The sequence below is a fragment of the Bradyrhizobium sp. USDA 3240 genome, from assembly GCF_054063295.1.
This window is the reverse complement of sequence record NZ_JBSSGD010000002.1, coordinates 8,541,262-8,559,756: the sequence shown is the minus strand read 5'-3', so window position 1 is coordinate 8,559,756 and position 18,495 is coordinate 8,541,262. Positions and strand designations below refer to the sequence as shown.

19 protein-coding genes and 1 pseudogene are annotated in these 18,495 nt (G+C 65.7%); 8 read left to right on the top strand and 12 right to left on the bottom strand.

What is annotated here, in order from left to right; genetic code table 11:
• The first annotated feature begins 277 nt into the window (after positions 1 to 277).
• From ACVIGA_RS40825 to ACVIGA_RS40810, 4 genes and pseudogenes are all read left to right on the top strand, one after another.
• A complete protein-coding gene (locus tag ACVIGA_RS40825; RefSeq protein ID WP_456670477.1) occupies positions 278 to 1,315 on the top strand; it encodes a PrsW family glutamic-type intramembrane protease in 1,038 nt (345 codons plus the stop codon).
• Between the two features lie 84 nt (positions 1,316 to 1,399).
• Positions 1,400 to 1,495, top strand: a pseudogene (locus ACVIGA_RS40820) (HdeD family acid-resistance protein); the annotation flags it as partial.
• A gap of 235 nt (positions 1,496 to 1,730) precedes the next feature.
• Positions 1,731 to 2,816: a 3-deoxy-7-phosphoheptulonate synthase gene (locus ACVIGA_RS40815; RefSeq protein WP_456670476.1), complete on the top strand. Its 1,086-nt coding sequence runs from the start codon at positions 1,731 to 1,733 to the stop codon at positions 2,814 to 2,816.
• Between the two features lie 177 nt (positions 2,817 to 2,993).
• A complete protein-coding gene (locus ACVIGA_RS40810) occupies positions 2,994 to 3,437 on the top strand; it encodes a VOC family protein (RefSeq protein ID WP_456670475.1) in 444 nt (147 codons plus the stop codon).
• Positions 3,438 to 3,572: 135 nt separating this feature from the next.
• On the opposite strand, the gene ACVIGA_RS40805 is transcribed toward ACVIGA_RS40810, so the two are convergent.
• Genes ACVIGA_RS40805 through epmA form a run of 4 tightly spaced genes read right to left on the bottom strand, consistent with a single transcriptional unit; the run spans position 3,573 to position 6,215 of the window.
• Positions 3,573 to 3,833: a hypothetical protein gene (locus ACVIGA_RS40805; protein ID WP_092113899.1), complete on the bottom strand. Its 261-nt coding sequence runs from the start codon at positions 3,831 to 3,833 to the stop codon at positions 3,573 to 3,575.
• Between the two features lie 22 nt (positions 3,834 to 3,855).
• Complete coding sequence (locus ACVIGA_RS40800) at positions 3,856 to 4,068, bottom strand: hypothetical protein (RefSeq protein ID WP_456670474.1); 213 nt, start codon at positions 4,066 to 4,068, stop codon at positions 3,856 to 3,858.
• Between the two features lie 6 nt (positions 4,069 to 4,074).
• Positions 4,075 to 5,166: a lysine-2,3-aminomutase-like protein gene (locus ACVIGA_RS40795; RefSeq protein ID WP_456670473.1), complete on the bottom strand. Its 1,092-nt coding sequence runs from the start codon at positions 5,164 to 5,166 to the stop codon at positions 4,075 to 4,077.
• Positions 5,163 to 6,215: an EF-P lysine aminoacylase EpmA gene (gene epmA / locus ACVIGA_RS40790; RefSeq protein WP_456670472.1), complete on the bottom strand. Its 1,053-nt coding sequence runs from the start codon at positions 6,213 to 6,215 to the stop codon at positions 5,163 to 5,165. Before epmA ends, ACVIGA_RS40795 begins: the two co-directional genes overlap by 4 nt.
• Before the next feature lie 364 nt (positions 6,216 to 6,579).
• Between epmA and efp the strand changes: the two genes are divergently transcribed.
• Both efp and ACVIGA_RS40780 read left to right on the top strand, forming a co-directional pair.
• Positions 6,580 to 7,146, top strand: coding sequence for an elongation factor P (efp, locus tag ACVIGA_RS40785; protein ID WP_223967813.1), 567 nt, complete (start codon positions 6,580 to 6,582; stop codon positions 7,144 to 7,146).
• A gap of 168 nt (positions 7,147 to 7,314) precedes the next feature.
• Positions 7,315 to 8,901: a M23 family peptidase gene (locus ACVIGA_RS40780; RefSeq protein WP_456670471.1), complete on the top strand. Its 1,587-nt coding sequence runs from the start codon at positions 7,315 to 7,317 to the stop codon at positions 8,899 to 8,901.
• Positions 8,902 to 9,130: 229 nt separating this feature from the next.
• On the opposite strand, the gene ACVIGA_RS40775 is transcribed toward ACVIGA_RS40780, so the two are convergent.
• The 4 genes from ACVIGA_RS40775 to ACVIGA_RS40760 all read right to left on the bottom strand — a co-directional run bounded on the left by ACVIGA_RS40775 (position 9,131) and on the right by ACVIGA_RS40760 (position 11,749).
• Positions 9,131 to 9,553, bottom strand: a complete 423-nt coding sequence (locus tag ACVIGA_RS40775; protein ID WP_456670470.1) for a chorismate mutase — start codon at positions 9,551 to 9,553, stop codon at positions 9,131 to 9,133.
• A 119-nt stretch (positions 9,554 to 9,672) separates the two neighbouring features.
• Complete coding sequence (locus tag ACVIGA_RS40770) at positions 9,673 to 10,566, bottom strand: dihydrodipicolinate synthase family protein (protein WP_456670469.1); 894 nt, start codon at positions 10,564 to 10,566, stop codon at positions 9,673 to 9,675.
• Positions 10,567 to 10,726: 160 nt separating this feature from the next.
• Positions 10,727 to 11,233, bottom strand: a complete 507-nt coding sequence (locus ACVIGA_RS40765; protein ID WP_456670468.1) for a cupin domain-containing protein — start codon at positions 11,231 to 11,233, stop codon at positions 10,727 to 10,729.
• Between the two features lie 36 nt (positions 11,234 to 11,269).
• On the bottom strand, positions 11,270 to 11,749 hold the full coding sequence (locus tag ACVIGA_RS40760) for a carboxymuconolactone decarboxylase family protein (protein ID WP_456670467.1): 480 nt from the start codon (positions 11,747 to 11,749) through the stop codon (positions 11,270 to 11,272).
• Positions 11,750 to 11,832: 83 nt separating this feature from the next.
• Here ACVIGA_RS40760 and ACVIGA_RS40755 point away from each other — a divergent pair, with 83 nt between their 5' ends.
• On the top strand, positions 11,833 to 12,405 hold the full coding sequence (locus ACVIGA_RS40755; RefSeq protein ID WP_456670466.1) for a MarR family winged helix-turn-helix transcriptional regulator: 573 nt from the start codon (positions 11,833 to 11,835) through the stop codon (positions 12,403 to 12,405).
• 55 nt (positions 12,406 to 12,460) lie between these two features.
• Positions 12,461 to 13,696 carry a lytic murein transglycosylase gene (locus ACVIGA_RS40750; RefSeq protein ID WP_456670465.1) on the top strand — a complete coding sequence of 412 codons (1,236 nt, stop codon included), beginning with the start codon at positions 12,461 to 12,463 and terminating at the stop codon, positions 13,694 to 13,696.
• Positions 13,697 to 13,823: 127 nt separating this feature from the next.
• On the opposite strand, the gene ACVIGA_RS40745 is transcribed toward ACVIGA_RS40750, so the two are convergent.
• The 4 genes from ACVIGA_RS40745 to glpX form a co-directional block, all read right to left on the bottom strand.
• The gene (locus ACVIGA_RS40745) at positions 13,824 to 14,636 is read right to left on the bottom strand and encodes an SDR family NAD(P)-dependent oxidoreductase (RefSeq protein ID WP_223967820.1); all 813 of its coding nucleotides are present in this window, start codon (positions 14,634 to 14,636) and stop codon (positions 13,824 to 13,826) included.
• Positions 14,637 to 14,654: 18 nt separating this feature from the next.
• The gene (gene recJ / locus ACVIGA_RS40740; RefSeq protein ID WP_456670464.1) at positions 14,655 to 16,496 is read right to left on the bottom strand and encodes a single-stranded-DNA-specific exonuclease RecJ; all 1,842 of its coding nucleotides are present in this window, start codon (positions 16,494 to 16,496) and stop codon (positions 14,655 to 14,657) included.
• A gap of 55 nt (positions 16,497 to 16,551) precedes the next feature.
• A complete protein-coding gene (locus ACVIGA_RS40735; protein WP_456670463.1) occupies positions 16,552 to 17,271 on the bottom strand; it encodes a haloacid dehalogenase type II in 720 nt (239 codons plus the stop codon).
• Positions 17,272 to 17,424: 153 nt separating this feature from the next.
• The gene (glpX, locus tag ACVIGA_RS40730) at positions 17,425 to 18,423 is read right to left on the bottom strand and encodes a class II fructose-bisphosphatase (RefSeq protein WP_097672244.1); all 999 of its coding nucleotides are present in this window, start codon (positions 18,421 to 18,423) and stop codon (positions 17,425 to 17,427) included.
• Positions 18,424 to 18,495: the final 72 nt, after the last annotated feature.

The following is an 18,495-nucleotide window of genomic DNA, read 5'->3' as shown; positions in this document are numbered from 1 at the left end:
GATCGTCACCCGATCACGGTTCGGGTACTGGGCACTGCGCCTGGAACGCCGCAGGGGCGTTTTCGCCGTCAGGAACTGCCCGGCAGCCGGTCGCCGCCCTCTGCTTTCAGCCGATCGAGGCCCGCGCCGCGCTTTCGCCGGCAACCGTGGCATATTGGACACGAGATGCGCGTCAGCCGAGCCGATTTCCCCAATTGCCCGATTTGCAATCCGCTGAACTTGCTGCCATTTCTTCGGTACGCATCGCGTTGGTGCCATAAAAGGGGCCGTCCGGCTCATGTTGTTGCTTGAGTCGCTTCCGACTGTGATTGGCGCCGCCGCCATCGCGCCCGCCCTGCTGGTGTTGTGGCTGGTGATTGCCGCCGACGAACGCCCCGGACCGCCGGTGCAGGTGTGGCTCGCCTTCGTGCTCGGCGCGGCGAGCATCTCGCTGCTCGGCCTGGCGCGAATTCCGTTCAATGCGCTGCTCGCCATTCCCGACAATCCCTGGGCGACCCAGGCGGTGCGCGCGCTGTTCGGCGTCGCAGCGCCTGAGGAGATCGTCAAGGTTCTCGTCATCGTCGTGATCTCGACGCGCCGCCGCGCCTTCGCAGATCCGATGGATACGGTGGTCTATGGCGCGGCCGCGGGCCTCGGATTTGCGGCTTACGAGAACCTCGCCTACCTCGTCCAGCACAAGGACATGTGGCGGGCGCTCGCGGCGTTGCGCAGCGTGCTCACGGTGCCGTTCCACGGCGCCCTCGGCATCATCGCCGGCGCTTACCTTGCCATTGCGCGCTCCGGCGGCGCGCTTGGCGCCTACCGGGGCCACCGCGACTGGGCGCGCATCACCAACTGGGCGCTGGTGCTGGTCGCGCCGGTCTTGCTGCACGCAGCGTTCGATTTTCCGCTGCTCGCGCTGCAGCGCATTCCTGATCTCAGCTCGACCACGCACCTGCTGCTTGGTTCGGCCAGCGTGCTGATCGGCTTCTCCTCGATCGGCTTTGCGATCCGCCTGGTGCGCCGCCTCGGCAGGCATCATGCCCCGCGCACCGACGTTGCGCGCGAGCGATTGAGCCAGCTGCGGCGGATGTGGGCGCTGCTCCTGATCGGCGGCGGCACCGGCTTTGCCGGGGTCGCCTTCCTGCTCACTTCGCTGCATCACTGGTACGTCAACCCCGAGCGCAATGCGTCGTTCATCCTGGTCCCGATCGGCTTCACCTCGATCCTGATCGGACTGGCGCTGCTGATCGCGACCACTGCTGTCTATTTCCTCGGCCGCAACCGGATGCGGACTGCCGCGGAAGGCTTTCCGTCGGCGCCGGGCCAGAGCTAGGATACGCCGCACGCTCGCAGGCTTGGCCGTTGCAGACTTTTCGGTTGCCGATTTGGAGAGCCGCGATGACCCTGTCCAACGATCTCGACAGGATGGGCGATCGGCCTCCTGGTCGGCCTCAATCTGATGTTCGGCGGGGCGACGCTAATAGATATGGCGTTGGCGGCGCGCAACACCTGACGGCCAACTGGCTGCCCTCGCGGATTTGGGGGGTGACAGGCAAAAATCCCTGCGCTATAGAGCCGCCCATGATCACCGTCGCCACCAGCTATTTTTGGTACTTTAGCTACGACAGCTCGCTGGCGGCAGGAGGATCGCGCTCAATCTGAAGAATTGCAGCAAACGTCCAAAACAAGCCGCCAGACCTGGCGGCTTTTTTGTGCCGGCAGGTCCGAAAAATCCAAAGGAGCCAGCCGTGTTGAGTACGACAGACGATCTTCGCATCAAGGAACTGAAAGAGCTGAGTACGCCCGAAGAGGTGATGCGGGAGGTCCCGCGCACCCTGACGGCGACCCGCGTCGTGATGGGCGCCCGCAACGCCATCCACGCGATCCTCAACGGCACCGATGACCGCCTGCTGGTCGTCGTCGGCCCTTGCTCCATCCACGATCCCGCGGCGGCCGTCGATTACGCCGAGCGTCTCGCCGGCCTGCGCGAACAGTTCGCCGACCGCCTCGAGATCGTGATGCGGGTCTATTTCGAGAAGCCGCGCACCACCGTCGGCTGGAAGGGCCTGATCAACGATCCCGACCTCGATAACAGCTTCGACATCAACAAGGGCCTGCGACTTGCACGCAACGTGCTGTCGGCCGTGAACAATCTCGGCCTGCCGGCCGGCACCGAATTCCTCGATATGACGACGCCACAATACATCGCCGATCTGGTTTCGTGGGCCGCGATCGGCGCGCGCACCACCGAGAGCCAGATCCATCGCGAGCTGGCGTCCGGCCTGTCCTGCCCGGTCGGCTTCAAGAACAGCACCGACGGTGGCGTGCGGATCGCGGCGGACGCGGTGAAATCGGCGTCGCACCCGCATCACTTCATGGCGGTCACCAAGGGCGGCCGTTCGGCGATCGCTGCGACCAGCGGCAACGAGGATTGCCACGTCATCCTGCGCGGCGGCCGGGCGCCGAACTATGATGCAGCGAGCGTCGATGCGGCCGCCGCCGAGCTCGGCCACGCCGGTGTCGCGCCGCGGTTGATGATCGACACCAGCCACGCCAACAGCAGCAAGAAGCCGGAGAACCAGCCGCTGGTTGCCGCTGACATCGCCCAGCAGGTCGCAAGCGGCGAACAGCGCATCATCGGCGTGATGATCGAGAGCAACCTTGTCGCGGGACGCCAGGACGTCGTGCCGGGCAAGCCGCTGACCTACGGCCAGAGCATCACCGACGGCTGCATCGACCTCGCGACGACGGCTGACGTCTTGAAGCAGCTGGCCGATGCCGTCGACGCGAGGCGCAGCGTGCGGCGCGACGGTCTGCAGGAGCGTTCGGCCTGACGCGGCCGGACGGATTGAGCGCTTGCTAGCGGTGCGCACCAGATCGCGCTCCGCTAGCTCTCCGGGGCATTGGCGAGTTGATACCCGTTCGAGCGCGAGGCGCACAATTGGGGTGCCATACGACGGGTTTAGGGTGTCTAATGGCTGCTGGGCTCTGGATCGGAAAAGGAGTTCCCAATGGGCGTAAACATCGAGCAGAAGAGCTACGAGATGCCCCCACAGGAGGGGATCAGCATAGCGCAATTTCTCACCGTTGCCGACATCGAGCGATCGGCTCGCTACTACGAAAAGGTTTTCGACGCACGCATTCTGAGCCTCGGAGACGGCAACGCGCCAGGGTACCTTCAGCTCGCAAATATCTGGATGATTTTGAACGTCGGGGGCGGACCCACACCGGACAAGCCAACGGTATCGCTCAGCGTTCCGGACCCGAACCACATCAACAGTTTCCTGAATATCCGCGTTGCGGACATTCAAGCCTGCTATCAACTATGGAAAGGTCGAGGAGCCGAGTTCATCACCGAGCCGTTGGAGAAGTACGGCGAGTGGCGCTGCTACATCCGTGATCCCGATGGCTATCTTATCGAGGTGGGACAGAGCACCACCCTCAAGTATGGCTAGCCGATCGCCCAGAGTGAGGATTTAGCGCTTTCGAACGGCGCAGGAGGGGGCGCAAAGCTTTGCCCCCACACCTTGTCGAGTGATGCCTGTGCCGCTCATGCGTAAATCCGGCACCGTGCCGGCGCTGCTGCTGGCCTAGCAGCCGCGGCAGATGCTCTTGATCTTCTTGTCGAGCGCAGCGTCTTCCTTGTTCGCCGTGCTGTTCGGATCGCTGATATTCTTCTCGTTGCCAACGTCGCCGCGGCGCGGCTGACGATGTCCGACCGGCGCCTCCGGCAGCGGCGCGTTCTTCTGCATGGAGGACGATCCGCCCTGTTGCTGCGCCCATGCCTGGGACGTTCCAACCTGGGGCGCTCCAACCATCATCAGAGCCATCAACAAAACAGTCTTCCGCATCTCGCGTCTCCGCTTCTCAACCCTATTGCGCCCGTTCCGGCACCTCGACGGTAGCACAGTTGCGTCGTCCCTGCGCTGCGCAATCCTGAACCTTCCGTATATCGGCCATCGTGCCAAGGAGCCAGATTCCCGCCGCGACCAGCACCACAAAGAAGCCGAACATCACAGCATTTTCCGTGCTGCGGCTGCCCTCGTCGTCGGGCGGCTCCTGCCGTCCGTCCCCGGCCCCGCTCATCGCGGCTCACGGTTGCGGCGGGTAAAGATGAACGTCACCGCAATAATCGACGATACGGTACTGCCGTTCCAGCGGATCTTCACCTTCGCGGGAAGCCGGCTGCGACAAATAGGTCGGGCCGATCGGCGCCTTGCCGTAGCCGCCGGGGATGTCGAGCACGTAATCCGGCTGGCACAGTCCGGAGACGCGCCCGCGCAACGCCCGCATCAATTCCTGCCCGGCTTCGATCGTGGTGCGCAAATGCGCGGTGCCCGGTGCAAGGTCGCCGTGATGCAGATAATAGGGCTTGATCCGGCATTCGACGAAAGCGCGCATCAGCGCCGCGAGCGTCGCAGCATCGTCGTTGACGCCGCGCAGCAAGACGGTCTGGCTGACCAACGGAATGCCAGCGCCGGCAAGGCGCGCGCAGGCGGCGCGGGCATTGGCGCCCAGCTCGCGCGGATGGTTGGCGTGGATCGCGATCCAGGTCGTCGCCCCCGCAACCCGCAGCGCCGCGATCATGTCGGGATTGATGCGTCCGGGATCGGCGATCGGTACACGGCTGTGCAGGCGGATGATCTTCACATGATCGATGCCGGCGAGATCGGCCATGATCTCGGACAGCCGGCGCGGCGACAGCATCAAGGGATCGCCGCCGGTCAGGATGACTTCCCAGACTTCTTGATGGGTACGGATGTACTCCAGTCCCGCGCGGTAGGCGTCGTCGGACAAGGCCGAGGCCTTGCCCGGCCCGACCATTTCGCGCCGGAAACAGAACCGGCAGTAGACCGCGCAGACATGGACGAGCTTGAACAGTACCCGGTCCGGATAGCGATGCACGATGCCTGCGACCGGCGAGTGCGCATCGTCGCCGATCGGATCGGCGTTCTCGCCCGGCTGCTCGACGAGCTCGTCAGCGCTCGGGATGACCTGCCGCGCGATCGGGTCGGCGGGATCGGCCGGATCGATCAGCGCCGCGAGCTCCGGCGTCACCGCGACCGCGTAGCGCGCGGCCACCTGTTCGAGCTCGGCAAGTGCCGCGACCGGCACGAGGCCGGCATCGGCCAGCTCGCGCGGCTGGCGCAGCGTTGCCGCCAGTTTCGGATCGATCCTGTTCATGTCTCTCCTGCAGGCGGCGTCCAGACCACCTGGTCAATTCGTGGCGCGCCGCTCGCGAGCATCACCAGCCGGTCGAAGCCGAGCGCGACGCCGCTCGCCTCGGGCATCTGGCCGACGGCGGCAAGGAAATCGTCGTCGAGCGGATAGCGCTCGCCGTAACGGCGGGCCTTCTCGTCCATGGCTGCGGTGAAACGATGGCGCTGCTCGGCCGCGTCGGTCAACTCGCCAAAGCCGTTGGCAAGCTCGACCCCGCAGGCATAGACCTCGAACCGCTCGGCGACGCGACGTTCGCCCGCCTTGGTGCGCGCCAGCGCGGCCTCGGGCGACGGGTATTCGAACAGCACCGTCAGGCGGCCTTGTCCGAGATTGGGCTCGACATGCTCGACCAGCACCTTGCTGAAGATGTCCGACCAGGTGTCATCGTCGGCGATCCGCACCCGCTCGCGCGCGGCTGACGCCAGCGCCGCGCGGTCGCCCTCGCCGCCCGAGATCGTCGCCAGCAGGTCGATGCCGGCGAAGCGCTCGAAACCTGCGGCAACCGTCAGCAATTCCGGCTCGGCAAACGGATCGGCCATCCTGCCGCGGAAGGAAAACCGTCCGATCCCGGTCGCCTGCGCGGCATGGGCGATCACGACGATCGTGTCGGCCATGATGGCGTCGTAACCGGCATTGGCGCGGTACCATTCCAGCATGGTAAATTCGGGCAGATGCAGGTCGCCGCGCTCGCGATCGCGGAACACCCGCGCGAACTCGTAGATCTTGGGCTCGCCGGCCGCGAGCAGCTTCTTGCAGGCGAACTCGGGAGAGGTGCGCAGATAACGCGGCGCCAGTGCGCCATCGGGTCGTCTGAGCTCGGTACGCGGGGCGTGCAGATGGGTCTCGTTGCCCGGCGATATCTGCAGGATGGCGGTCTCGACCTCGGCAAAACCCTGCTCCTCGAACCAGGCCCGGAGCGCCCGCGTGATCGCGGTCCGCGCCTGCAGGAAGGGCCTGCGGTCGGCGTAGCGTGACGCCGTCCACCAGGGCGAGGGCTGGTCATGAGCTGTCATCGGCCGGCCGTCCCTGCGGATGCGGATTCAACATTAGCAAGCCACCGCCCCGAATGAAGAGCCGGGCGCAAACGCTTGATTCTATACAAATACATGGTCGGCACGGCCTTGGTCTCAGTGGAACGCAGCAAAGCGTGTCCCTTCTTGTCGAAAGAAGCCGGCATTGTCCATGTGCAGCCTCGGCTGAACCCGCGCAAGCGGCCCGAATTCGGGCGGCGGGAACGCCCGGCAAACTGCCGAATTCGGCCGCAAAAGGCTGGCATCTCAGGGACAAATCAGTATGTTGCAGCCCGAAATCGCCGCCACGGCCGAGGGGCTGCCGGTCCGGTTTGCGCCCCCGCTTCTCAAATTCAGGAAAACACCTTTGAAAGTCATCGCCAGTTCCATCCGCAAGGGCAACATCATCGAGCAGGATGGCAAGCTCTATGTGGTCCTCTCCGCCGAAAACATTCATCCCGGCAAGGGCACCCCCGTCAGCCAGATCGAAATGCGCCGCATCGGCGACGGCGTGAAGGTGTCGGAGCGCTACAAGACCACCGACCAGGTCGAGAAGGCCACCGTCGAGGACCACAACTACAACTACCTCTATGAAGACGCCGACGGCTTCCACTTCATGAACAACGACAACTACGACCAGGTCCAGGTCTCCAAGGAGATCGTCGGTTCGTCGTCGCCGTATTTGCAGGAGAACATGACCGTGAAGCTGTCGATGCACGACGGCAATCCGGTCGCGATCCAGCTACCGCAGCGCGTGACGCTGGAAGTGGTGGAGACCGAGCCCGTCACCAAGGGGCAGACCGCCTCGTCGTCGTACAAGCCCGCGATGCTGTCCAACGGCATCCGCACCGGCGTGCCGCCGCACGTTGCCACCGGCACGCGCATCGTCGTCATGACCGAGGACGGCTCCTACGTCGAGCGCGCCAAGGATTAAGAGGAAGGATTGAGCAGAAGGATTGAGCGCCAAGGCGCGGTGGCAGTCGTGATGAATCATCATCGTGCATCGGGTTGTTGTTTAAGCTCAAACTTTCCGGAAAACTGCTACGCACTTTTCCGGAACTTGCTCTAATCTCTCGCGATCGAACATGAATCGGGGAGTGCAGTGAACAGGAAGGTCGTCAGCTTCATCAGTTGCTGGCTGGCAGCCCTGCTCTTGCCTCCTCCCGGCGCTCATGCCGACGAATTCCGGACGCCCTCGATCTCGGCCATGCGGGTCGAATGGCGCTCCGTGCTCGACCAGCTCCGGCAAGAGATCACCACCCGCCCGGCCATCGCCTCCAGCTTCACCTTCGCCGGACAACGCCGCGTCCCGGCCACCGATCCGCGGTCGACGCCCGCGCTGGTGCAGCTGAACGCGGTGACGTCGCCGCTCTTCCCCGGCATTGCGCAGAGCCCGATCCCGGTGCTGCTGCCTTTCGACCCCGCAAGCTATCTCGACGCCCGACAGAACGGCGCGCCGGACAGCCTGCCGGTTGCACGCTACCAGGCCGACTTCCGCGCGGCCGATGTCTTCCATGCCGGCGCGTCCGGCTATGACGCGGTATTCTCGCTCGACCCGGGCGCCGGCGACGGCATGCCGCCGCGGACGTTTGCAAAGCCGGTCGAGGTGCAGATCTCGGGCTCGATCCTGGTCTACGACCTCGCCGACCGGCTCAGCGGCAAGGGCGAGCCGGTCAAGACGCTGGCCGCGCAGTTTCCGGACCTGCGCCGCTTCATCCGCGAAGGCTATGTGCGCTACGCCTTCACCCGCTTCGGAATTCCCTATATCGTCTCGATCCAGTGCCTCGACAGCGCGCCGCGGCCGAAGCGGCTGGCCTGTCGCGAGGCCTATCCGGTGGCCGAGCGCTTCCTGAAGGCGTTGCGCATCGCCGGCGGGCAACCGTCGCGGCCGCGTAGCGACATCGCCTCCGGCATCGCCGAACGGCCGATGGTTCAATCGGCTGACTTCACCTACCGCCCGAGCGGCGACATCGTCGCGGGCAGCGGCGGCCGCAGGCAGCAGGGTGGCCACGCCGACTTCACGGTGTACTCGCAGATCCGCTTTCCGCTCGACAAGGCGCCGGCCTTCGCGCACTCGCAATCCTTCGCCAGGCGCAAGGCGGGCGCGACCGTCGACGAATATCCCTGGCAGGACAATTTCTGCGAGGCGCGCAGCTTCGAGGTCGGCCAATGCGCCAGCGGCTACGGCCATCAGGGCCAGGATATTAGGCCGGGCGCCTGTCCGGCCGACAGCAAGAACGGTTGCGATCCCAGGCAGCAGGCGGTCGTCGCGGTGCGCGACAGTATCGTGATCCGCTCGACGCAGCAGCAGGCCGCGACATTGCAGGTCAACACGAGCACCGAGCACGTCCGCTTCCGCTACATGCACATGAACCCGTCCGTGATGGATGCCGACGGCCTGCTCAACGGACGCCGCCTCAGCGAGGGCGAGAAGATCGGCGTGGTCTCGAACTATCTCGACCATCCCAACGGCACGTCACGGCATCTGCATTTCGACGTGCAGGTGTTCACGCGCGACGGCTGGCTCTGGGTCAATCCCTACACCACGCTGGTGTCGGCCTATGAGCGGCTGATCCGCGGCCGCGGCCGCGAGATCGGACCGGAGCCCGGACCTGCGGCTGCGGTGGCGCACGCCCTGCCCGACGACGTCGTGCATCGCATCGACACCCAGGAAGGCGGCGGCAATTAGGGCGAGCGACGCGGACACCGGTTCGGGGCGCGCACTGCCAAATATCGAAAACAACCCCATGCAAAGGTGCCGGCGGCTGCCGTCAGCAGGCACGACAACTTGACACGTCGGGCAACTCAGCGGCATTATTCCATTATTCCGAAATCGTGCAAACGCCGTTCGCCCCCGGGCCATGGCGCTCCGCGCCACATCGGTCGCGTCGTTGGTCCGCATGGTGAGCCGCGTCCGCCTATTTCTTCCAGGGCGTATCGCCGCGTGCCGCGGCATCGGCGAAGATGCCCTGCTCGTAGTCGATGAAGGCGCGGACCATTGCGCGATAGGCGGCTTCCGCAACCTTGGGCGACAGCCCGTCCGCTTCCGCAAGCGCCATCGCCTTCTTCACCACTGCCTCGGCGCGCTCCGGCGCTTCGACCTGCGCGGGGTTCGCCTTGAAGCGGGCGGCTTCATGGACGTAGCGGCCGCGCTCGGCCATCAGGCGCACGATCTCGCGGTCGAGCCGGTCGATATTGCTGCGCACCTCGCCGAGCGTCTTGCAGCAGGCGCCGTTGTCGACGGTGGGACTGCCCCACAACGCCGGCGCGTTGGTCACGGTTTCCTCGGCCCACGCCATCGCAGGGATCAGAAGTTTCAACAGAACCACCGGCAATCGCATCGAACGCCTCCCAGAAAGCCGAGCACGACGGGCGATTGTTAAGCCGATTTTATGCGCGGATGGAAGCTACGATAGCGGTGGAGCGACCGCGGATCCTGCTGCGAAGCTGATCGATGCGATCAGCCGATCTCCATTCCAGCCAACACTTCACCGACCTTCCTCTGAGCATCAGGAGGCAGTGGCAGGATCGGACGCGGAGGCTCGGCCGCACAGATCCTCCTGAGATTCGCGATCGCGTAGGCAACCCGCACGCTCGAGAATGTCTTGAGCAGCTGCCAGATCGGTTGCAGATGCGCGTCGAGCTGCCGCGCCCTGGCGACATCTCCACTTGCCACAGCACGGACGATGTCGACGCAGACCCTGGGAAAAACTCCTGCGAGCACGCTGTACCAGGTCTCGCCACCCGCCAGCAGCGCCTCGGTGCAATTCCAGTCGGCACTGTAACCCAACGAAAAGCCGCTCGGTACGACGGCGCGCAATTCGGCGATATGGCCCGGCACCGCGGCAGCGTCCAGCGCGGGGCTCTTCACCGCCACGATTCCCGCAACGTGACTCAAGCGGCCGACCAGAGCCGGCGTGAACCGAAAATGCGTCGTGCCCGGATTGTCGTAGATGCAGATCGGCAATCCGCTTTCACGCGCCACCGTTTGAAAATGCTCGAAGACCTCGTCATCGGTCAGCGGCGTATAGGACACCGGCGCCAGCAGGCCTGCCGCCGCGCCGGCATCCCGTGCATCCTGCGCAAGCTTCACCGCATCATCGGTGCGCAGCGCGCCGACGCCGACCAGGAGCGGCGTCTTGCCATCTGCGAGCGCGGCAGCCACCTGCACGGCACGCCGTCGCTCGTCGCGGTTGAAATAGGGATATGAGCCGGTGCTTCCGAGCAGCCCGATCGAATCCACCTTCGCCGCGATCAAGGGCTCCAGCAAGGCGCGAAGCGCTCCTGCATCGACCTGCCCATCCCTGTTCGAGGGCGTGATCGGGAAGGCGGAAAGCCCCTTGAGATTGACCATCGGTTGCTCCTGTTCGGTAACCGCCGCACGAGCGGCGAAATCGCATCGCGGTCGTCACCGCCGCGCTATCAATCACCGCGCCCAATTCTGCTTGCAAGGTCCAGTTTGCTGTGGACTTCACAGCAAACTGGCCCAGTACGTCGATCGGAATCGCCGGTGGCTATTCCAGCATCGTGGTTAGCTGCGCGCCTTCGTCGGCGACGAACACCGCGATCAGTTCCGCCGGCTCCGTGGTGCTGGCATTGGCCGAGACCATGTGGGTCGAGCCCGGCGGCTCGAAGAATGACTGGCCGACCTTGAAGGTCTCGACCGGCCCGCCGCCGAGCTGGGAACGGATCTCGCCCTTGGTGATGTAGGCCGTCACCGTACCCGAATGGCGGTGCGGCGGCGTGAAGCCGCCGGGACCGTAGAACACGCGCACGACGGTCACACGCTTGCCCGCCACGTTGGGCAGCGCGTGCGAGGTAATGACCTCGACCTTGTCGAGCGGCGACGCCGCGTTGGCACTGGCGCAGAGTGGCGCGATCACCGCGGCGATCGCATCCATCGGGGTCGGCAAGGCCTTGCCGATTACGAAAGCTGACGCCAGCCCCGCAATCACGGCCAGCCAGACCGCCCGCGGCGGCCGCGCGTATGAAAGAGATGGTGTCATCGCCATCGAGGTCATCGGTCGTTCTCCCTGTCAATTGCTGTTTGTTCAGACTCACGAAGCTGCCGCGGCCGCCCGCTGCCGGCGCGGCGGCGGCGTCCAGCGATAGGCGGCGCCGAACCGGTTCCAGACATTGATCGAAGCGATCGCCGAGGTCAGGTAGGTCAGCTCCTTTTCGGAGAATTCGGCGGTGGCCTCGGCATAGACCGCGTCGCTAACGCCGTTCGGCATGGTCGTCAGCGCTTCGGTCCAGGCCAGCGCCGCGCGCTCGCGCGCCGAGAACTGCGGCGCCTCGCGCCACACCACGACGAGGTTGAGCTTGTCGACGGGTACGCCGAGGCTCTCGCCCTGCATGATGTGATACTGCACGCAGAAGGCGCAGCCGTTGATCTGCGAGGCGCGCAGCTTGACCAGTTCGAGCAGCTGCTTGTCGAGACCGGCCTTCGCCGCGAACTGGCCGAGGTCACGCACGACGGCGAAGACATCGGGGGCGAGCTTCTCGAAGTCGGTGTATTCCTTGCGGGCATGTGACATCGGCTTGGCCTCATGTTATCAGTGTGCTGACATATTATCAGAGCTCTGATATAGAGCAAGACGCAGACATTCGCGAAGGCAACATGGCGGGAATGCAGAAACGAGGGAAATCCGGTGCCGCCGAGCGGCGGCAGGCGGGGAAAGCGGCGGCGCGCAAGGCCGCGATCGGGACAGGATCGGCCGCAGACACCCCGCCCGCCTCCGCCGTCCCGCCGCCCGGCGAAGGCAAGCGCGGCGAACAGGGTTACCTCGCCTATCTGCTGCGTCAGGCGCACGCGGCCTCACGGCTATCGATGGAGCGCGAGCTGGCAGGCCTCGGCGTCACCTCCCCGCAATTCGTCGTGCTGACGATGCTGAAGGCCTATCCGGGGCTCTCGGGCGCCGATCTGGCCCGGGTCGCGCTGCTGACGCCACAGACCGTGAGCGTGATCATCCGCAACCTCGAGCGCGACGGCGCGATCCGCAAGACACCGCATCCGGTCCACGGCCGGGTGCTGCAATGGACGCTGACCGGCCATGGAACCACGCTGCTGGAGAAATGCCGGCATATCGCCCAGGCCCAGGAGCGCAGGCTCGCCACCGGCCTCGATAGCAAGTCGGAGCAGGTGGTCCGGCAATGGCTGTCAAAAATCGCCACAGATTTGCAGGATACATAGCTCCTGCGGCGGCGTGGCTTTTGGCTCACCCGATCGGCGCCGCTACACTGGCCGAATGAAACAGCCTGATTCTCTGAAATCCCCTGCCCGCCGCGCCGTCCTGAAGGCGGCGCTTGCGGCTGGCATGACGCTCGGCACGCCGCTCGGCGCACTGGCGGCCGCGCCGCCGGGATTCGACCAGTGGCGCGACAATTTTCGCGCCCGCGCATTGGCAAAGGGCATTTCGGAGGTGACCTGGACTCGCTGCATGGGACGGGTCGAGCCCGACATGAGCGTGTTCAAGCAGATGCGCAACCAGCCTGAATTCCATGAGCAGATCTGGCAGTACATCAACCGCCGCGTCTCGGACTGGCGGGTCATCCACGGCCGCGAGGCGCTGAAGAAGAACGAGGCGCTGTTCGCCCGCATCGAGCGCGACTTCGGCGTCGAGCGCGGCACGCTGCTCGCGCTGTGGGGCGTTGAATCGGCCTATGGCGATCCGCTGGTGCAGCAGAACCACATGACGCCGGTGTTTCCCTCGCTCGCCGCGCTCGCCTGGAACGAGCCGCGGCGCAAGGCCTATTGGGAAACCGAGCTGATCAACGCGATGAAGATCGTGCAGCGCGGCTGGAGCACGCCGGCCGAGATGAACGGCTCCTGGGCCGGCGCGATGGGCCATTCGCAGTGGATGCCGGAAGTCTGGCTCAATGTCGGCTTCGACTATGACGGCGACGGCAAGGTCTCGCCGTTCGGCCGCCCCGACGACGCGCTGGGTTCGACTGCGAAATATCTCGTCAATCGCGGCAAATGGCATCGTGGCGAGCACTGGGGCTACGAGGTCCGTGCGCCCGGCGGCGGTGCCGGCGGCAGCCGCACCTACGCGGCCTGGGCGAGCGCTGGCGTGAGCCGCGCCGACGGCCAGCCGTTTCCTCAGCCGAACGCATCAGCGCAGCTCTGGATCCCGGTCGCGGGCGGTCCCGCTTTCCTGCTCGGCCCGAACTTCAATTCGGTGAAGAGCTACAATCCGTCGATGAACTACGCGCTTGCGATCTGCCATCTCGGTGATCGCTGTCTCGGCGGACCGCCCTTCATCCAGCCGTTCCCGGGCTCGGAGCGCGCGCTGACGCTCGCCGAGGTGCAGGAGATGCAGACCCGGCTGACCAAGGCCGGCTTCGATACCGGCGGCACCGACGGCCGCGTCGGCAACGACACCATGCAGGCGATCAAGGATTTCCAGACCAAGACAGGCCTGTTGCCCGCTGACGGGTACGGCGGGCTCAAGGTATTGGCGCGGTTACGTCAAGGCGGTTAGCCATCCACTGTCATTGCGAGGAGCTCGCGACAAAATTGCGAAGCAATTTTGCGCTGAAGCGACGAAGCAATCTATCTGTCCGCTTGCGGCACCATGGATTGCTTCGCTTCGCTCGCAATGACGGAAATCAGTTCGGTTGCCGCACCACGCCGCCGGCATTCATGCCGCCGTCGATCACGAGCTCGGTGCCGGTGACGTAGCGCGATGCATCCGAGGCGAGATAGAGCACGCCCTGCGCGATCTCGATCGCCTGCCCGGCGCGGCCGAGCGGCGTGGCGAACCTTGCGCGCTCCTCCGGATCGATCGGAGCGTTCTGGCCGGCGCCCGTCGCGCCGGTCGGGATCTTGCCCCAGATCGGCGTGTCGATGATGCCGGGATGCACGGAGTTGACGCGGATGCCGTCGTTGACCTGCGCGCATTCCATCGCGATCGACTTAGCGAACAGCCGCACCGCGCCCTTGGTCGCGCTGTAGCCGGAGAGCGTCGCCGCACCGCGCAGGCCGGCCAGCGACGACATCATGATGATCGAGCCGCCGCCAGTTTTACGCATCAGCGGCAGCGAATGCTTCACCGACAGGAACACGCCGTCGATATTGATGGCGGTCTGCCGGCGCCAGTCCGCGAGCGACATCTCGACAATCGACGGCGCCCCGATGCCGATGCCGGCGTTGGAGACCATGATGTCGAGGCGGCCATAGCGCTTGCCGATCTCAGCGACGACTTCGATCCAGCGCTCCTCGCTGGTGACATCCTGCGGCAGGAAGACCACCTCGCGCCCGGCCTTCTTGAGCCGCGCGGCAAGCTCCGGTCCCCTCAACTCGTCGATATCGGTCGCAATGACCGTCGCGCCTTCCTGCGCGAACAATTCGACGATGGCCTCGCCGATACCCGACGCGCCGCCGGTCACCAGCGCGACCTTGCCTTCAACCTGTCCTGCCATGTTCACTCCCGACGTTTCTTATCTGATCACCGCCGGGCCCTGATCCGGTACCGCGACGTCGAGCACACGGAATTGCACACGTTCGGTGCCTTGCCAACGGTCGACTGCAAGAGAGCCCGCCACGTGCAATTGCTGGCCGCGATTTTGCGTCAAGGCGCTGCCGAGCTTCTGTCCAACCGAGCGGAATGCGATACCGTTGACGATGGAACCGTCGCCGGACTTGAAGCGCAGTCGCAGATGCGCCTGCCCGACCTCGTCGGCATAGACCAGTTGATGCGACGGCAGCGCGATCACCGGCTCCGGATTGGCGGCACCGAACGGACCTGCGCGATTGAGCGTCGCGGCGAATTCCGGCGTCACCGCGCGCGCAGTGACTGCGCCATCGATGAACAGCTCGTTCTCGTGGCGCGAGTTGGCGACGTCGGCGGCCAGCGCGCTCTCCATGTAGGCGCGGAATTCGGCGAGCTTCTCCTTGCGCAGCGTGACGCCGGCGGCCATCGCGTGCCCGCCGCCTTTCACCAACAGACCGTCGTGCACCGCCTGCCGTACGGCCTTGCCGATATCCACGCCGCCGATCGAGCGGCCCGATCCGGTGCCGATGCCGCCCGGCTCGAGCGCGATCGCAAACGCCGGCCGCGCGAACTTCTCCTTCAGCCGCGCTGCGACCAGCCCGACCACGCCGGGATGCCAGCCTTCCGCCGCCGTGACGATGACAGCGCCCTTGTCTTCGAGCCCGAGCGAGGCCAGCGCCTCGGCTTCGGCCTGCGCCTCGGCCGCCTGCTCGATCACCCGCCGTTCGGCATTGAGGCGATCGAGCTCGGCCGCGATCCGCGCGGCCTCCGAGACATCGCCTTCGAGCAGCAGCCGCGCGCCGAGATCGGCGCGCCCGATGCGGCCGCCGGCATTGATGCGCGGGCCCAGCATGAAGCCGAGATGCCAGGCCTCCGGCGGGCCATTGAGCCGCGCGACATCCATCAGCGCGGTATGGCCGACATGGTCGCGGCGGCGCATCGCGATCAGGCCCTTGGCGACGAAGGCCCGGTTCAGCCCGATCAGCGGCGCGACGTCGGCGACGGTGCCGAGCGCGACGTGATGCAGCACGCTGAGCAGATCCGGCTCCGGCATCTCGCCCGTCCAGAAGCCGCGCTGGCGCAGCTCACGGTTCACCGCGACCAATGTGACGAACACCAGGCCGACGGCCGCGAGGTGGCCGAGGCCCGAGAGATCGTCGGGCCGGTTCGGATTCACCAGCGCGTCGACCTCGGGCAACTCATCGGCGGTCTGGTGATGATCGATCACGACCACCGACATGCCGAGCTTCTTGGCTTCCGCCAGCGGCTCGATGCTGGTGGTGCCGCAGTCGACGGTGACGAGCAGCGTCGCGCCCTTGGCCGCCAGCGCGCGGACGGCGTCGACGTTCGGCCCATAGCCCTCGAAGATGCGGTCGGGAATGTGGATCAGCGGGTCCAGCCCGCAATGGCGCAGATGCCAGGTCAGCAGCGCCGCCGAGGTCGCGCCATCGACGTCGTAGTCGCCAAAGATCGCGACCTTCTCGCCGCGCACAGCGGCATCCGCGATGCGCTTGGCCGCATGCTCCATCTCGGTGACCGTGTGCGGATCCGGCATCAGCTTGCGGATGGTCGGGTCGAGGAAGTCGGCGACCTCGTCGATCGCGACGTCGCGGCCGGCCAGCACGCGCGCCAGCATTTCCGGCAGATTGTGCCGCTGTACGATCGCGAGCGCCCGCGCCGCCCCGCGCGCATCCAGCCGGTCGCGCCACAGCTTTCCGGTCAGCGACCGCGCCACGCCAAGGAACGCCTGTGGCGCCTCGACGGGCAGTGCGGATGCGTGCAGCGTCATGATTCCCTTCCGATCAAGCGGGAATCGTAGCGCCTCAGTGAATCCCAAGCCAGTTCTAGCAGCCCATCCGGGTGGCGATTTCCCCGAAATCCTTGGCCACGATGTCCCAGTTGCCGGTGGCCTCGAAATCGACTTTCTGCAACGGGCCGTATTCGGTCGGCCGTGCGACGAACGCCGTCTTCAGGCCGTGCTTCTGCGCGTGCTTCAGGTCGTAATTGTGCGCGGCAACCATCATCACCTGCTCCGGCGGCAGACGCAGCAGCTTTGCCGCGCCGAGATAGGTCTCCGGATCGGGCTTGTAATGCTCGAACAGCTCGGCCGACATCACGAGGTCCCAGGGCAGGCCTGCGAACTTCGCCATGTTGGTGAGCAGCGCGACGTTGCCGTTCGACAGCGGCGAGATGATGTATTTGGTCTTGAGCCGGGTCAGGCCGGCGACGCTGTCGGGCCACCCGTGCAGGCGATGCCAACCCAGCGTCAGATGCTGCAGGTCGGCCTCGGTGAGGCCTTTCACGTCGAATTGCGCGACCAGCTTCTCAAGCGAGCGGCGGTGCAGGACATCGAGGATGACGTAGCCGTTCTGCGGGTTCTTGCGCACCTCGTCCATCGAGGCCGCATAGACCGCGCGCCAGCCATCGACCAGCGCGGTCCAGTCGGCCTTGATGCCGCGCGTCTCGCCCCATTTGGTGAAGTCGTTGATCAGGCTGGTGCGCCAGTCGACCACGGTCCCGAACACGTCGAACACCAGTGCCTTGACGCCGGAAAGATCGGACATGGGTGCCTCCCGCTTTTGTTGTTCTTGATTGCGTCACATCTCTTCTCGTCATTCCGGGGCGTCCGAAGGACGAGCCCGGAATCCATAACCACCATCGGGAGTATGGATTCCGGGCCTGCGCCAAAAGGCGGATCCCGGAATGACGGTGTCTGCTCAATCCAGGTGGAACTTCTCCAGCTGGCGGTGCTCGGCCTTGATGTAGCGCACGGTGCCGGTGACGGAGCGCATCACGACCGTCTCGGTCTCGATCACGTCCTTCTTGAACTTCACGCCAGTCAGCAGCGAGCCGGTGGTGACGCCGGTGGCGGCGAACAGGCAGTCGCCCTTGGCCATGTCCTCGATGCCGTAGATCATCTTCGGATCGAGCACACCCATCTTGTGGGCGCGCTCGCGCTTCTCCTCGGTGTCGAGGATCAGGCGGCACTGCATCTGGCCGCCGATGCAGCGCAGCGCGACCGCCGCCAGCACGCCTTCGGGCGCGCCGCCGGTGCCGATATACATGTCGACCCCGGTCTCGTCGGGCTTGGCGCAGTGAATGACGCCGGCGACGTCACCGTCGGTGATCAGCTGCACGGCAGCGCCGGTCGAGCGCACGCTGTTGATGATGTCGGCATGGCGCGGACGGTCGAGCACCAGCACATTGATGGCGGTGGGATCGACACCCTTCGCCTTGGCGAGCCGGCGGACGTTGTCGGCCGGCGGCGCGTCGAGCTCGATCACGTTCTTGGCATAGCCCGGACCGATCGCGATCTTCTGCATGTAGACGTCGGGTGCGTGCAGCAGCGTGCCGCCGTCGGCCATCGCCATGGTTGCGATCGAGCCCGGCATGTTCTTGGCGCACAGCGTGGTGCCTTCGAGCGGATCGACGGCGATGTCGACCTTGGGGCCGGCATTGAGGCCGACCTTCTCGCCGATGAACAGCATCGGCGCCTCGTCGCGCTCGCCCTCGCCGATCACGACCGTGCCCTCGATCGGCAGCTTGTTGAGCTCGCGCCGCATCGCGTCGACCGCAGCCTTGTCGGCGGCCTTCTCCTGGCCGTGGCCGCGCAGCCGCGCGGCCGACACCGCCGCGCGCTCCGTCACGCGCACGATTTCGAGCGTCAGGATGCGCTCGAGCAGCATCTGCGGCGGAACGGAAATATGGGTCGACATCGGCGTACTCCTTAAAGCCTCGGGGACAGGCCAGCCTGCCCGCATCAATCGTCTCACGCCCGACCCGTTCAG